Below are 15,488 nucleotides of genomic sequence, written 5' to 3'. Positions count from 1 at the left end.
CCACATGAACAACCCAGCGCAGCCCCAGCGCGAACTGCAATACTTTATTCTGGCCTGCTGCGTGCTGTGCCCAATGGCGTTGTGGGGGCTCGACAAACCGCTAGCGCTGTGGCTGCACGTGTATACCCCAGGGCTGCGGCCGTTCTTTGAGGCATTTACCAACGCTGCCGATAAGATCTACACGACACTGTTCTACTCCGCCGACCTAGGTGGCGTGCCAATTGGCTTTGTCGCGTTGCTGGTACTGTTTCTGCTGGGGCGCTTCGTGCTAGGCGCGCCCAAACCGGGCGTGTTCCTGCTCATCGGGTTGGTGTTACTCAACAGCGGCGTGGCTACGAACCTGCTAAAGATTTACTTTCAACGCCCACGCCCCGATGCTTTTCTGCTGCACGGGATGGTGGGCGCGGGTTTCGGACAGGCTACCACCCGCGACTATTCCTTTCCCTCCAGTCACACGACGCTTTACTTCAGCCTCTTGTTTCCATTGGCTTGGCAGTTTCCCAAGTATCGATGGCCCTTGCTGGTGCTGCCCATGCTGATTACCGTGGGCAGGCTCGTGCTGGAGCTACACTTCCTCGGTGATGTGCTAGCTTCTATCGGCTTAGTTGGTATGCTGACTTGGTTGTTTAGCCGACTGCCGTTCATCACGCCCCGCCCGCCATTTCGCTTGCGCCGGTATAAGCCAGTAGAATAATAGCAAAACGACACCGTTTAGTTTACCTCCCAACTGTCAGGAAGAAAGAAGCTGACAGGTAAGCGCTTACCGCATGAACCACCCCGATAACCCACCCCTTTTCAACAGTTGGCGCGCCTGGTACCTCTTGGTGCTGGCCGCTTTGGCCGCCGAAATCGTTGGCTTCACGCTCATAACCCGCTACTTCGCGTGAGTCTACTCGATTGGCTGGTTCTCGGCGTGACGCTGCTTTTCATTGTGGGGTACGGCACCTGGCGCACCCGCGGTAGCAGCGACCTGAACTCGTACCTGCTCGGCAACCGGGAGGCGCAGTGGTGGGGCATCGGGCTGAGCATTGTGGCTACGCAAGCTAGCGCCATCACCTTCCTGAGTGTGCCTGGTCAGGCCTACGATGATGGCATGCGCTTCATTCAGTTTTACTTCGGCCTGCCACTGGCCATGGTGCTCATTGCCGCCGTGGCCGTCCCGATTTACCACCGGTTACACGTATTCACAGCCTACGAATACCTCGAAACGCGCTTCGACCGGCCAACGCGCACCCTGGCTGCGGGCTTGTTTCTGCTTCAGCGCGGCCTCAGCAATGGCCTTTCCTTGTACGCGCCGGCGCTAGTGCTATCTGCCATATTAGGTTGGAATACCAGCCTGACCGTGTGGCTGATTGGCGGACTCATGATCGGCTACACGGTGGTGGGCGGCACGCGCGCCGTGGCAGTTACGCAGCAATGGCAGGTTGGCGTTATTTTCACCGGTATGGTGGTAGCAGGCTACTTGCTGGTGCATTACCTTCCTGCGAATGTGGGCTTCGGTGATGCGTTGCGTGTGGCTGGGCATCAAGGCAAACTCAACCTGGTTGACTTCCACTTCGACCCCAAAGACCGCTACAATTTCTGGTCGGGCATGACGGGCGGCTTGTTCTTGGCCTTATCGTACTTCGGCACCGACCAAAGCCAAGTGCAGCGCTACCTAGCTGGCCGGAGTATCAGCGAGAGTCGCATAGGTCTGCTGTTTAATGGCCTGGTAAAGGTGCCCATGCAGTTCGGTATTCTGCTGATTGGGGTGTTGCTGTTTGTCTTTTATCAGTTCAATGCTCCGCCGCTCACCTTCAATCGACCGGTACGCGAACAGCTAGCCAAGAGCACCCAGTACGGGCCAGCCCTCCGCGCGTTGGAGCAGCGCCATACTACCATTGCCGCTGCCAAGCAAGCCGCTAATGCTGATCTAGTTAATGCTTTGCACGCCAATAATGCCACGCAGATAGCCAATGCCCAAGTGCGTCTGCAAGTAACTGATGCGGCCACAAAAGGCTTGCGCTCGGATCTGCAAACGCTGCTAAAGCAAGGCGCCCCTACGGCCGAAGCAAAAGACACGGACTATATCTTCTTGTCCTTCGTGCTCGACTATATGCCGCACGGATTCATCGGGTTGCTGATTGCCGTGGTGCTTAGCGCGGCCATGAGCAGCTCTGCGGCCGGCCTCAATGCCTTAGCTTCTACTACCGTTATCGACTGGTACCGCCTAGCGCGTCCCACGGCCGATCAGCAACACTACGTCACGGTTTCGCGTTGGGCCACTATCGGCTGGGGCGTGCTCGGTATTGGGTTTGCGCTGTTTGCCGCACGGCTCGAAAACCTGATTCAGGCCGTGAACATCCTAGGTTCATTGTTCTACGGGCCTATTCTAGGGATTTTCGTGGTGGCGTTTTTTATGCCATTGATAAGAGGCAAAGCTGTGTTCTGGGCTGCAATTCTGGGGCAGGTGCTTGTTTTGTTGTTGTTCTGGCAGACGGATATTGCTTACCTCTGGTACAATATCATTGGTTGTTTTCTAGTGATGCTGCTGGCGGCCATAGGGCAAAAGCTAGCCCGGCTGTAGCGCGTACGCTGTAGTTCAAGTAGCGGAGTAGTGTAGAGCTAGCAACTAGTTCCCCTCTTTTTTAAGGAGGAGAACTAGTTGCTAGCTTTAGTTACAGGGCGTATGCGTCATACAAAAGCCCCGACGCTTTTGCAACGTCGGGGCTTTTGTATGCTGAAGAAAGAGTTTCTTACTTGGCAGAAGTGCCTTTCTTGGCTTCTGCAATCAGGTCGTCGTTCATCTTCACGTAGTCGTTGTTCTTCGCTTCAGTAGCTAGCTTTTTGGACTGCTCGGCGGCGGTGATGGCGCCTTTGTAGTCCTTCATTTTGAGGCGGATCTTCGCTTCCGTCTGCACGTTCCAGAACTTGGGATCCTTCTCGTTGGCTTTCTGAATCCAGGTAAGCGCTTGTTTCAGGTCTTTGTTGTTGTCGTAATAGTATACGGCGGCGGCAGCGTAGTTGTCGGGCGTTACGGCGGCACCACCGTTCACTACCTTCTCGTTGATCTGGGCCATTACTTTGGCGTCAACTTCGGTGGTGATGCGGAACTTGGCACCGGTATTTTCCCACTGCATGTCCACATTGGCGGTAGCAGGCGTCAGGTCGCTGAAGTTCATAGTGAACGTCTCAACTTTGTTGAGCAGCTTGTACGTTTTGGCCGAGAATGTAGCAACGTTTTCCTCGTCCTTGAAGCCGTCTACGTTAGCACCTAGCTTCGTATTCTTGTTCAGCACCATCGCCCACGCATCCTTATTTGGAATGCTGTAAAGCCCGTACTCGCCAGCCGGGATTTTCTTGCCCTCCATGATTACTTCGTCGGAGAACTTGATGGTGGTCGTGGCGTTAGCGCCCGTGCGCCAGCGCTTGCCAAGCGGAGCGAGAGGAGATGCTGCTCCGAACGCAGTGCGCCCTTTCAGGCTAGGCCGCGAATAGGTAATTGTGATGTCGGTGAGACCTACGCGCTGGGTAACGGTGCTTTTGGGGCTAGGCTGGGGGGTGGTAATTTGAGCTTCGGCGCTGCCAGCTAAGAGCATACCCGTGAGGGCAAGAGCGGCAAATCCGGCGCGGGGAGAAATAGACAGAGTGGTCATGAAAAGGGGTGAATAGTTGATTAGCGGCCTAAAAATAACAAAACCGCAGCGGGCGTGAGCTTTTATGTTTGGTCAAGCTACAAGTAGCGCAGACTTAGCCGCCCGCCTTTCACCATCTCGACCCGCGGACCATAAAATCCGCGCTACTTACACGCCGTTCGACTATCCTTGTAGTAGGAACAAACCAAGCCAAATGACTCTGCAAGACGCGCCAGCAACTCGTTGCTGCTCAGTTCGACAACAGCACCTGGAAGCAGCAATAGCTAGGATGGTGCGGGTGCTATCGTGTGCTTGGCTGAAGCGGATAACAGTGCTACTAGCCGCAATGCTCACGCTACCTACGGTGCAGGCGCGCATTGTTCGCATCGAAATCACTAGTGTGCAGTCGCCCACGTTCGAAGGTAAAGTCTTCGGGAAGGTGGGTGCGTACGAAAAGCTGCGCGGCAAAGCCTACGGCGAAGTAGACCCTAGCCTGCCGCAAAATGCTCTCATTACTGATATTGCGCTGGCGCCGCGCAACGCAAGGGGCATGGTCGAGTATTCTATGGATATTTATCTGCTCAAGCCGCTCAAGCTAAGTCAAGGTAATCACAAGCTCTTTCTGGAAGTAAATAACCGAGGCTCGAAGCTATTTGGGGGCTTCAACAACAGCAGCGGTGGCAACGACCCCACTACGGCCGCGCAAGCCGGTGAAGCCTTCTTGATGAACCAAGGCTATACCCTAGCTTGGAATGGTTGGGATATGGCCGCGTCTCCCGGTAATAATAATTTGACTGTGAGCGCGCCCGTAGCTACGAACCCAGATGGCTCACCCATCACAGGACCTGCTTACGAGTACATCAGCTTCGAAAACGCCACAACGCAGACGTTTACCCTAGCTTACCCAGCCGCTACGCTGAACCCAGTGGGGGCCACGCTCACTGTTCGGCAGCGGCTCAATGATGCGCCAACACCCGTGCCCACCACTGGCTGGGAATTCGTGAATGAGCGTACTATCCGGCTGCTGCCCGCCGGCACGGCCTTTCAGCAGAGCGCTGTTTATGAGCTAACCTACACCGCCAAGAATCCCGTGGTGGCCGGCTTGGGCTTTGCGGCTACCCGCGACTTTGTCTCGTTCTTGCGCTATGCCAAAGCCGATGACCTAGGTCACCCGAACCCGTTGGCCGACGACGTGCGCTATACGTTTTCCTATGCCCTTTCGCAGCCAGCTCGCTACTTGAACGACTTTCAGACTCTAGGTTTCAACGCCGATGAGCAAGGCCGCCGCGTGCTGGATGGCATCGAGAATTGGCTTGGCGGAGGCAGTGGTATCGGCCTTAATTTTCGATTTGCCCAGCCTTCCCGCACCGAACGCAACCGGCAAAACCACCTGTACCCGGAAGCGCTGTTTCCCTTTGCTTACCCGGTGCTCACCGATCCGCTCACGGGCCAAACGGCGGGTCGCTCGGCTCGGTGCACAGCAGCGGGCACTTGCCCCAAGGTGTTCGAGATAAATTCCGCGAATGAGTACTGGGTGAAAGCAGCGTCGCTCTTGCACACCGATTTGCAGGGTAACGACTTACCCGACCCCGCGAACGTGCGGTTCTTCTTGATTTCTGGCGCGCAGCATGGCACTGGCGATGCCCGCAACCGTGGCGTGTGCCAACAGTGCCAGAACCCGACCAACGCCGAACCCGCCTTGCGCGCCCTATTCATGGCCCTCGACCAATGGGTAACGCAGGGCGTGGCACCGCCTAAGAGTCGGATACCTAGGCGCTCCGATGGCACGGCCGTGCTTGCGGTGGCGCAGCCGGGGGCCTTTACGGGCACGGTTCCGCAGGCAGCGCTAGGTTGGCCATCCATCCCTGGCGTGACTTACAACGGCCTCATTACGACACGCTACCAGTTGGATTTTGGTCCTTCGCTGAGCAAAGGAATCATTACGCAGTATCCGCCTACAATAGCGGGCTGGCCGGTGTACCCCAACTTTGTGTCGAAAGTAGATGCGGATGGTAATGAGGTCGCCGGCATTCGCCTGCCAATCGTTGCGGCACCCGTGGCCACAACCACCGGCTGGTCATTGCGTCGGGCAGGCTTCGGGGAAAATGACGGCTGCGAGGCCGCCGGTCAATACATCCCCTTCCCCCTAACAAGCGCCGACCGCCTAGCTACCCACGACCTGCGCCGGTCTGTGCAAGAGCGCTACCGCACGCACGCCGGCTATGTAGAGGCCGTGACGAAAGTTGCTAAACAGCTTGTTAAGCAGCGTTTTCTGCTAGAGCAAGATGCGCAGAAGTACATTCTTGAAGCAGAAGCTAGCTCTGTTTTGAAGTAAACAGCAATGAGCTAGCTTCTGCGCAGCTCCCGAGAAGCTGCTTGTACTATTAGGCGGTCATTTCAACCACCAGGAGAAATCTTGCGTGCTGCTGTTAGCATGAGCTAACCTGATGATTGAAGGTAGCACTGCACGCGAGATTTCTCCTGGTGGTTGAAATGACGTTCATGAGTTTCTTAGTACACTGCCACCTCTTGCTCATCCAGCAGTTCTTCCAGGTCATTCGGAGTAGCCGGCGCGACCAGCCGCCGCAGATCCACGTAGTAGCACGCCATCTGCTGCGGGTAGAGTAGGAGCCAGTCGCCGACGTGCACGGCGTAGCGTAGCTTCTGCCAGCGTGTTACAAACTCGCCCGCCTCACTTTGGGTAATAATACCGTCGGTAGCAAAGAGATAGTTGATCGGTAGCTGAAGTGCCGTGTTCTTGGCGTAGCCTTGGCGCAACTGCCGCTTTACTTGCCATGAGCGCCACCAAGCATAGAGCAACGCTAGCCCCCATGCCGGCAGAAAACCCCAGAAAACGTCGGAACCAGGATTGCGCACCCACTGCCAGATACCTAGGCCAAAGCTGATGGTCAGCAGCAAAATGGACACATTCAGCAGCCAAGTAACGCGCCGGGTGCGCGGCTGCTGCCCCCAGAGCTGGTAATTGACGGCCACGTATTCATCGGCGGTCATCGTGACGTGGCGAGCTTCGATGGGAAGCGGGGAGCTAGGCAATAGGAATAGGTTTAGGGCTCGTTTTGCTCAGTGCTGCTCGCAAAGATACTTTAGCCTGAAGCTAATTAGCTTCTTGGCAATGGTATGTTAGTGCGGTTGATTGACAATCAGGTTCAAATAGTGAACACCGTGTTTTTGCAAAAGCATCGTCACCTTCTTTATTTGGTCAATAGATAGACGCTCATCAGCCCGAAGTGCAAAGAAGATAGGCTTGCCATACAACACTTTATATTCGGCAACAGCAGTAGTAAGGTATTCTGATAGCTGGTCATTTGCGGACATAGTTGGAATGCCTTGGGGGAAGTGTTGCCGCTCCATTTTTGATGCAGCTAGCCACGCTGGCAGGTGCTGAATATCTTGGCTGACGAACGGCATCTTGTGTAGCGCTTGTAGTTGCTTAGTTGTAAAATGGATATGGTGATGTTGAGCTACTTTCTGTATAATAGCTGTTTGCAGTGGCTCGTCATCAATACTGAGATAAAACCTATTTTTTGCATCCACATGAATTATCAAAGTATGGTGTTCTGGCATGCAGCTTATATAGCCGGCTGATAACATCGGAAGTCGAACGTAAGGCGCTGCATGTTCAAACTTAGCTGCCGCCATAAACACAGCACACAGAAGTAGTAATATACCGGCCCACGGACCTAGATCGGGGTAAGCTATAGGAGAACGATGGTGGCGCTTTGCGTAGAATAAGGTAGTTGCCATCATGCAAGATCAGCTGAAGAATAGGACTACGTTAATGTATAAAAAGAAAGGCGAAGCACTGCTCCGCCTTGTGTTCTTCTACTCAGAAAAATCTACCTAGGTCAGCTCAAATTGCAGCTTCAGCAGATTCGCATATAATCCGTTCTCATTATCGGCTAGCTCTTCGTGAGTGCCTTGCTCTACAATACGACCACCATCGATAACCAAGATCTTATCCACCTTTCGGATGGTGCTGAGACGGTGAGCAATGATGATGCTCGTTCGGTCCTTCATCAGCTCATCCATCGCGCCCTGCACCAGCTTCTCCGATTCAGAGTCGAGCGATGAAGTGGCCTCGTCGAGGATGAGGATGGCTGGGTCTTTCAGAATGGCGCGCGCAATGGCAACGCGCTGGCGCTGACCGCCAGAGAGCTTGATGCCCCGCTCGCCCACTATTGTATCAAGACCCTCGGGGAAGCTCTGAATGAACTGCCAAGCATTGGCTTTGCGGGCAGCCAGTTGGATTTCAGCATCGGTTGCGTCCGTCTTACCATAGGCAATGTTCTCGCGGATGGTGCCGCCGAAAAGCAGCGTTTCCTGGGGTACAATGCCGATGTGGCTGCGTAGCTCCGTCAGGTCAAACTGTTGAATATCGTGCCCATCAACTACAATGCGGCCGCCACTCAGTGGGTAGAACTGCATGAGAAGCTGCACAATAGTGCTTTTGCCAGCACCGCTTGGCCCTACCAGCGCTATTTTCTCCCCGGCCTGAATGTCGAAGTTGATGTCTTTAAGCACGGCTAGGTCGGGGCGCGTGGGGTAGCTGAAGGCCACGTGCTCGTAGTTGATGTCGCCGCGCACGTGCAGTGGTGCTGTACCAGCCAAACGCTTCTGGTGAGTTGGCTCGCTCTCTTCTTCCAGAATTTCTAGGATGCGCTCCGAAGCACCTAGGGTGCTCTGTACTTTCCCGTACAACTCGCCCAAACCTCCCACGGAAGCGCCGATGAAAATCGTGTACAGCGCAAAGGAGGTCAGGTCGCCAATAGTCATTTGGCCGGCGGCAACTAGCGATGCAGCCCGCCACAACACCAGGATGATGCCGCCAAACAATCCGATGATAACGAACGATACGAAGCCACCACGGTACAAATTACTCTTCAGCGCCGCCTGTACCGTGCGCGAGAGCGAAGAGGTATAGCGGCTCGTCTCGAATAGCTCATTCGTAAAAGCCTTCACCGTGTTGATGCCCTGCAAGGTCTCTTCCACAATCACGTTCGTCTTAGCTAGCTCATCCTGGGTGGCTTTAGCGAGCACCCGGATTTTCCGACCAAAGACAATGGCGAGCACCACAATCGGGGGGAAGGTGAGCAGCATAAATAACGAGAGCTTCACCGACACCATCATGATAAAGATGATGCCCACCACAAGCGTCATAATTTGGCGAAACAGCTCAGCCAGGGTCAGCGAAAACGAATCCTGGATCATGCCCACATCCGACGTGATGCGGGAGGTGATAGCACCCACACGGTTCTTCTCGAAGTAGGGGATGGGCAGGGTCACGAACTTCTGGTACATGGCCTGCCGAATATCGCGCACCGTAAACTCGCTAACCTGGGTGAAAAACCAGATTCGGCCGAACGAAAAGATGCCCTGCATTAAGATGACGACAAACAGCCCAATGGCAATCTGATTGATGCCGACGGTAAGGCCACTCGGCAGCACAAACGGCTTGCCGTTAGCCGAGTCGGTAAGCTTGCCGATGATCCAGGGAAAAGCCATGACGGTGGCGCTGCTTAGGGCCAACAGCACCATGCCAATGATAAATTTGGTGCGGTAAGGCAGCACGTAGCGGAATATCCGCAGGCCGCGCTGAAACGTTTCCTTGGTTAGTTTCACCTTTGGCGCGTCCGAGCCGGGCTCGCCGCTGGTGTTTAATCCACTTCTAGCCATTTGTATAGAAATCAGAGCTTAGAAGATAGAGCTGAGCTAAAAGCCATTGACAAAGTAGTAAGCACATGCTGACTGACGATCTAGGTTCTAGGCTCTTACTTCTACGTTCTATCAAAAGATTATTCAAACTTTACTTTGCCTTGCGGCTGCTCCACTTCCAGAACTGCCGAGTTGCCAAACGGAACCGCTAGCTGGATCTGCACGGGTATTTGCTCGCCTTTCCGGGTAGCCGCTCTCCACGGCGGCATCATCCTTAGTACGCGCAGGGCTTCAGCATCACATTCCGGACTAAGGCCTCTGGCTACAGCCAAGGTGGTCAAGTCTCCATCTGTTTCGATTATACCCGTAACCATGACGTTGCCGGTAATTTGGTTGACGCGGGCAGCCTCCGGATACTTCACTTGTTGCTGAAAAAATTTATTCAACGCTGGCTGCCCGCCCGGAAACTGCGGAGCTACGTCGGGCCGGTTCGCGGCTGGATTTTGCTGGGCTTGCATGTGGTCAGCCTGCAACACAATCGGCTGCTTCGCGGGTGAGGTAGCGGTTTGGGCCTGCGCCGAAACCCCCAAACCTACGAGCAACAAGATGAAGAAAAGATGTTTCATGGAGAATAAAAAAGCAGCGCGAAAGGCTTCCGCGCTACCGACGATAGAAGGCGCACCAGATACTCTTCCTAAACAACTGCTAGCGAGCAGAGTTCACCGGAAGTGGGGCTGGTCGTGAAATTGCTAAGAGGCCCAAAAAAGTCATTAAGCCGTTGACTATCAATATCTCGAAGCCAAACTCGTAGCCGCCGAACCACGCTTTGGAATTGGCATTGATGATAAACGTCAGGATCGGGCAAGCCAGGCAAATGTAAGGGACGAGTTTATCCTGAAGGGCCCGGCGCGAAAACAGCCCAAACGAGTACAAGCCAAGCAATGGGCCGTAGGTGTAGCCCGCCGCTTTGAACACGGCCGTAATAACACTTTGGTCATTAATGGCTTTGAAGATCAGGATGATCAGGATGAGAAGAATGGAAAAAGCTAGGTGGGCTAGCTTGCGGTAGCGGGCCTGCTGCTGTTCCGGAAAGCGCTTGATGTCCAGAAAATCGACGCAGAAAGAAGTCGTGAGGGCCGTAAGGGCCGAATCAGCCGAAGCGTAGGTGACGGCAATGATGCCTAGGATAAACACGATACCCGCGAACAGCGTGAAGTGCTCGGTGGCTAGCAGCGGAAACACGTTGTCGCCGATAATTTTGCCAGTTGCTGGGTTGGTAGGCAGTTGAATGCCTTTTGCGGCGGCAAACTTGTAGAGCAATATGCCTAGTGACAAGAAAAACACGTTGACAACCACAATGGAAATGGTGAACCAGAACATGTTTTTCTGCGCCTCCTGCAAGTTGCGGCAGCTCAGATTCTTCTGCATCAAGTCCTGATCGAGACCCGTCATGACAATCGTGATGAAGGCGCCGGAGGCAAACTGCTTCCAGAAGTATTTGTCGTCTTTTAGGTCGGAGAAGTAAATGCGTGACATGTCACTGTCGCGCACAGCCTGTACCATCTGCTTGAAACCTAGGTTCAACTCTGAGGAAATCAGGTAGATGCTCACGCCCACGCACAAGAGCATCGCGAAGGTTTGGAAGGCATCCGTCCACAGAATGGTCTTGAGGCCGCCGCGGAAGGTGTAGAGATAAATAAGCAGGATGCTAACCGAGACGGTGACGGCGAAAGGCACGCCCATAGCGTCGAATACCGCGAATTGGAGCACACCAGCCACCAGAAACAAGCGGAACGCCGCCCCAATAGCCCGCGACAACAGGAAGAAGAAGGCGCCCGTCTTGTAGCTCCAGAAACCGAACCGCTGCTCTAAGTAGGTGTAAATCGAGACGAGTTGAAGCCGGTAATAGAGCGGCATGAGTACCGTTCCGATCACCAAGTAGCCAACGATATAGCCAAACACCACAGCCATGTAGCTCCACGCTTGCCCCATTACCATGCCCGGTACCGAAATGAATGTAACACCCGAGAGCGACGTGCCGATCATGGCAAAGGCTACCATGTACCACGGCGCGTTGCGGTTTGCAATAAAGAAGCTCTCACTCGTTGCCTTGCGAGAGGTGAGCAAGGAAATGATAATCAGAACGGTGAAGTAGCCGGCAATCAGGCTGAGGACCAGAGTAGGAGACATGCAGACAAGGAAATAAGCGTAAAGATATAGTAAGCTGCCACAACCGGATCAGATCATGGCTACGAAGCTAGGTTGTACAAGCGACTCAGGGCTTGCTAAAAATTGGCCTATTCTAATAATATTTAGCTATAAGGGTGGACCGCAAAAGTAAATTCAGGTAAAATGTAGGGCCACTCCGCTCTAATTGAGGACGCTTATTACTTGTCTCACAATCGTTTCCGGAAACGATTGTGATCCTTTCATTTTCTACTGATTCTTGTAACTCCTAGGTTGGTCTTGCCGAGCCATTATCTTCAACGATTAGAAATGCGTAGGAGCTATTTGCCACCTTTTGAGCATAATACGTAGTGAAAAGTAGTACATAAAGCCAATTGCATTATTCTTTCTGAAACGTTTGCGGTACTTCTGGCTTATTCATCTAAACAGGTCGCGACATCGCCTTCTGCTCTACTTTGCTCCTGTTTCTACTATAGCCTGCCTGATCGATTAACCTCCATTTCAACCTACCCTTACTTATGAAGACAAAGCTTTACTCTTTCATTGGTCGCATCCTTACGCTGCTGGCATTCGCACTGGCTGTTCTGCTAGCAACAGGCGTTCACGCCCAAGTACCAGTCGCTCCATCATCGCCCACCAGTGCTACAGATCACTTAGGATCAGTAGATGCGCTGATAGCTAGGTATCTCGTTGCCAACGCTGCCAGCTGAGCTAGCAGATCTGAATAAGCCGACCGGGGCATAGCCATTAAGTCCTGCTACTCTGGAGGATAACGGGGCTGATGCCGCCGGGCACACGATTATTCGATCGAGTTTTGGCTTACCTATGAAGGGCTAGCTCTTCTCAGCACCTGAGTGCCTCCTGATACAAAGAATCCATCCTAACCCAAACACCCTAATAAAAGAGTATGATAACACGTAAACTCAGTTTACTTTCCCTGTCACTAGTAGCCTCAGTGAGCCTCTACGCCCAGAATGCGCCGGTAACGCAGCAAATGGAATCGGGTACGCTTGGCAGTGACTGGAGCACGCTCACCGCTGCCGGTGTGACGTACATCACCTCCGCTACCGATGTTGCAGCCACCCAAAACCCCGGCAATGCCACGAAGGTAGCTAGCTACACCGTCACGTTTCCGGGGCCGGGCTCCTACGACTTGTATGTGCGCGTGCGGGTAGGCTCGGGCGCCGCCAACGACGACAGCTTCTACTACGGCAATGGCTTCGGCGTAAAGGACCCTACCAGCAACGATGATTGGACCATCTGCAACAACTTGTACGGAGTGGGCTACACTGGCGGCGCCGTGGCCGTTGACGGTGGCGGCACGGCAGCCCAAACCGGCGTGTGGAAGTGGCTCAATCTTTCCAAATTTAATGGTGGTGAGGCACCCGTCACCTTCGTCGTACCCGCCGGCAGCCTGACGCAGACCTTCCAAATTGGCGGACGCGAAAACGGACTGGATATCGACAAGGTGGTATTTGGCACGACGGGGTTATACTTCACCGTCAACAACCTCGATAATGGGCAGCAGGGTGCCGTTAATCCACCCACACCGCCCCCCACCCCCACAGGCCCGCCCATCGCTGCGGGTAAGTCGAAGTTTCTAGGTGGTGTATATAGCGGCCCGCAGGCGCCCAACTTTACCGCTTACTGGAACCAGGTGACGCCTGAAAATGCCGGTAAGTGGGGGTCCGTAGAATCGACCCGGAACGTGATGAACTGGACGGAGCTCGACGCGGCTTACAAGCTAGCCAAGGATAATGGCTTGCCGTTCAAAATGCACACGCTCATCTGGGGTTCGCAGCAGCCAACTTGGATTGCTAGCCTTCCTCCAGCCGAACAGCTAGCCGAAATCAAGGAATGGTACATGTTAGTGGCTCAGCGGTACCCAAACATTGATATCATTGAAGTGGTGAATGAGCCGCTGCATGCTCCGCCTACCTCGCCGGGTACCAATGGGGATGGTGGCAACTACGCTAATGCCCTAGGAGGCAGCGGCACCACCGGTTGGGATTGGGTGATTACCTCGTTCCAACTCGCCCGTCAGTATTTCCCACAAGCTAAGCTATGGCTCAATGACTACAGCGTGGAAAACACAATCACCAGTGCGCAGAACTACCTAGTCATTGTCAATCTGCTCAAAAGCAGAGGCTTGATTGACGGCATTGGCGTGCAAGGTCACGCATTTTCTACTCGTGGCACTCCGGCCTCGACACTCACGACTACGATCAACTCATTCGGGCAAACAGGGCTTCCTGTTTACATCACGGAGCTCGATATTGACGGTGTCAATGCGCAAGGGCAACTAGATGACCAAATTCAGCTACAAGAGTACCAGCGCGTATTCCCTCTGTTCTGGACGAATCCTGGGATTAAAGGCATAACGCTTTGGGGCTACCGCATCGGGCACTGGCGCACCACGCAGGGCGCATACCTGGTGAACTCCGATGAAACCGAGCGGCCCGCCTTGACGTGGCTACGGGCCTACGTGAAAGAAACCGTGCTAGGTACCAAAGCCGCAGCGTCATTTGCCGTTAACGCCTACCCAAACCCAGCTGCTGGCGGCCACTTCACTTTGCAAGGTACCGACAAACTCAGCCGTATCCGCGTGCTCGACCTGAGCGGTAAGCAGGTATACACCGTGCAAGTTGCCAAGCAATCTGCTGTAGACGTGAAGCTTAATGTGGCGCCAGGCCTTTATATTGTGGAGCTATCCGACGGCCAAAGTACACAGTCGAAGAAGCTAGTGGTGCAGTAAGCTAAGTTACTGAATGAGCCAGTACAAAAAGCCCAGTTAGCGGAAGCTAACTGGGCTTTTCATTTCTATAAGCTAGCTCTTACTCCCAATTAGGCCAATGCATTACCTCGCCCACAGCCGGCGCGTGCAGGTCGCCACGGAGCATGCCGCCATGCGCTACCTCTTCCAGCGTCCGAAGAGGCTCAGAGGCGGGCTCATCGGAAAGGTCGAAGGTGCCGTAGTGCATAGGTACCACGTGGCCGGCCCGCAGTACGTTGGCGGCCTTGGCTGCTTCGTGCGGATCCATGTGGCTCAGATGCATCATGAAGGACGGTTTGTATGCGCCAATCGGCATGATGGCAATATCAATAGGGCCAAACTGTTCTTCGATCTGCTCGAAATGAGGGGTGTACGAAGTGTCGCCCGCGAAGTAGATGAGCTTATCCGCTGTCCGAATCATGAAGCTGCCCCAAAGCACCCGGTTCAGGTCGTTGAGGCCGCGGCGGTGCCAGTGCGAGGCAGGCAGGTACGTAATCTCGAACGGCGCATGCGGACCTAGGTCGTACTGCTGCCACCAACCGGCCTCCTGCACCGGAAGCTGCCGCGCCATGCCGCGCAAGAGCGGAGCCATACGCAAAGGCGTGAGGGCCTGCATCTGCGGATTTTGGCGGGCTAGCAGCTTAATGGAGCGCTCATCAAGGTGGTCGCGGTGACCGTGGCTAAGAACCAGGTAGTCAATGTTGCGAATGTCCTCGGGGCGGCAAGGCAACGGATGGCGGTGCCGCAGAAAATTGGAATCGAACAGGACGGGGTCGAAGAGGAGCGTGCGCCCACCGACGCGCAGCAGGAAGCACGCATGACCTAGCCATACCAGCATGTCTTCTTGGGAGCTGAAAACATCGGCGCACGGCACGACTGTGGGTGCCCAGGTGTCGGCCTTCTTCTCGGCTTCCTGTGGGTTCTTCGTCAGAAGTTTCCAACGAAACACCGTGCTGAAGCTAGGTTCGTACAGCTCTTCGCCATTGGCAAACTCTTGCCCGAACAGCTTGTTGCCGGGATAATTACGCCGTATAGTTGGCAACTGCGGATTGTTGGCGTAGCTAATGCGGGCGGCCATGAAGGAGGGGTTAGGGGCTAGGTTTCGGTTGGGGTGCCAAGCTAAGGAAGAAACATACACGTGTTCTGTTCTTAGTGAAGAACAGCACAGCTGGTCTGACAATGCCACAACGATAAGCAACTTGGCCGGGCTTTTACAAACAACAAAGCCCCGGAAACTTCCC

The 15,488-nt window shown here is 54.3% G+C and carries 11 protein-coding genes; 4 read left to right on the top strand and 7 right to left on the bottom strand.

All coding sequences use genetic code 11. The annotated features are described in order from the left end of the window. The first annotated feature begins 4 nt into the window (after positions 1–4). Together SD425_RS19675 and SD425_RS19670 are read left to right on the top strand one after the other, a co-directional pair. A complete protein-coding gene (locus SD425_RS19675; RefSeq protein ID WP_324671724.1) occupies positions 5–694 on the top strand; it encodes a phosphatase PAP2 family protein in 690 nt (229 codons plus the stop codon). 189 nt (positions 695–883) lie between these two features. Continuing rightward, a complete protein-coding gene (locus tag SD425_RS19670; RefSeq protein WP_324671722.1) occupies positions 884–2,566 on the top strand; it encodes a sodium:solute symporter in 1,683 nt (560 codons plus the stop codon). A gap of 169 nt (positions 2,567–2,735) precedes the next feature. Here the strand turns inward: SD425_RS19670 and SD425_RS19665 are convergent, their stop codons facing one another. Then, positions 2,736–3,635: a DUF2911 domain-containing protein gene (locus SD425_RS19665; protein ID WP_324671721.1), complete on the bottom strand. Its 900-nt coding sequence runs from the start codon at positions 3,633–3,635 to the stop codon at positions 2,736–2,738. Between the two features lie 325 nt (positions 3,636–3,960). On the opposite strand from SD425_RS19665, the gene SD425_RS19660 reads away from it, so the two are divergent. After that, positions 3,961–5,949, top strand: a complete 1,989-nt coding sequence (locus SD425_RS19660) for an alpha/beta hydrolase domain-containing protein (protein ID WP_324671720.1) — start codon at positions 3,961–3,963, stop codon at positions 5,947–5,949. 176 nt (positions 5,950–6,125) lie between these two features. On the opposite strand, the gene SD425_RS19655 is transcribed toward SD425_RS19660, so the two are convergent. From SD425_RS19655 to SD425_RS19635, 5 genes are all read right to left on the bottom strand, one after another. Further along, positions 6,126–6,668, bottom strand: coding sequence for a hypothetical protein (locus tag SD425_RS19655; protein WP_324671719.1), 543 nt, complete (start codon positions 6,666–6,668; stop codon positions 6,126–6,128). A gap of 87 nt (positions 6,669–6,755) precedes the next feature. Then, positions 6,756–7,382 (bottom strand): hypothetical protein, encoded by a 627-nt coding sequence (locus SD425_RS19650; protein ID WP_324671718.1) that lies wholly within the window; start codon positions 7,380–7,382, stop codon positions 6,756–6,758. A gap of 93 nt (positions 7,383–7,475) precedes the next feature. Then, complete coding sequence (locus SD425_RS19645) at positions 7,476–9,308, bottom strand: ABC transporter ATP-binding protein (RefSeq protein ID WP_324671717.1); 1,833 nt, start codon at positions 9,306–9,308, stop codon at positions 7,476–7,478. A 119-nt stretch (positions 9,309–9,427) separates the two neighbouring features. Beyond that, entirely contained in the window at positions 9,428–9,913 is a 486-nt protein-coding gene (locus tag SD425_RS19640) for a TonB family protein (protein ID WP_324671716.1), read from the bottom strand. A gap of 79 nt (positions 9,914–9,992) precedes the next feature. Beyond that, a complete protein-coding gene (locus tag SD425_RS19635) occupies positions 9,993–11,477 on the bottom strand; it encodes a sodium:solute symporter (RefSeq protein WP_324671715.1) in 1,485 nt (494 codons plus the stop codon). A 904-nt stretch (positions 11,478–12,381) separates the two neighbouring features. Here SD425_RS19635 and SD425_RS19630 point away from each other — a divergent pair. Further along, on the top strand, positions 12,382–14,229 hold the full coding sequence (locus tag SD425_RS19630; RefSeq protein WP_324671714.1) for an endo-1,4-beta-xylanase: 1,848 nt from the start codon (positions 12,382–12,384) through the stop codon (positions 14,227–14,229). Positions 14,230–14,308: 79 nt separating this feature from the next. On the opposite strand, the gene SD425_RS19625 is transcribed toward SD425_RS19630, so the two are convergent. After that, entirely contained in the window at positions 14,309–15,325 is a 1,017-nt protein-coding gene (locus SD425_RS19625; protein ID WP_324671713.1) for an MBL fold metallo-hydrolase, read from the bottom strand. Positions 15,326–15,488: the final 163 nt, after the last annotated feature.

This window comes from Hymenobacter sp. GOD-10R (assembly GCF_035609205.1).
Taxonomy (GTDB): Bacteria; Bacteroidota; Bacteroidia; order Cytophagales; family Hymenobacteraceae; genus Hymenobacter.
The sequence above is the reverse complement of the archived record's forward strand: the minus strand, read 5'-3'. Positions and strand labels throughout refer to the sequence as shown.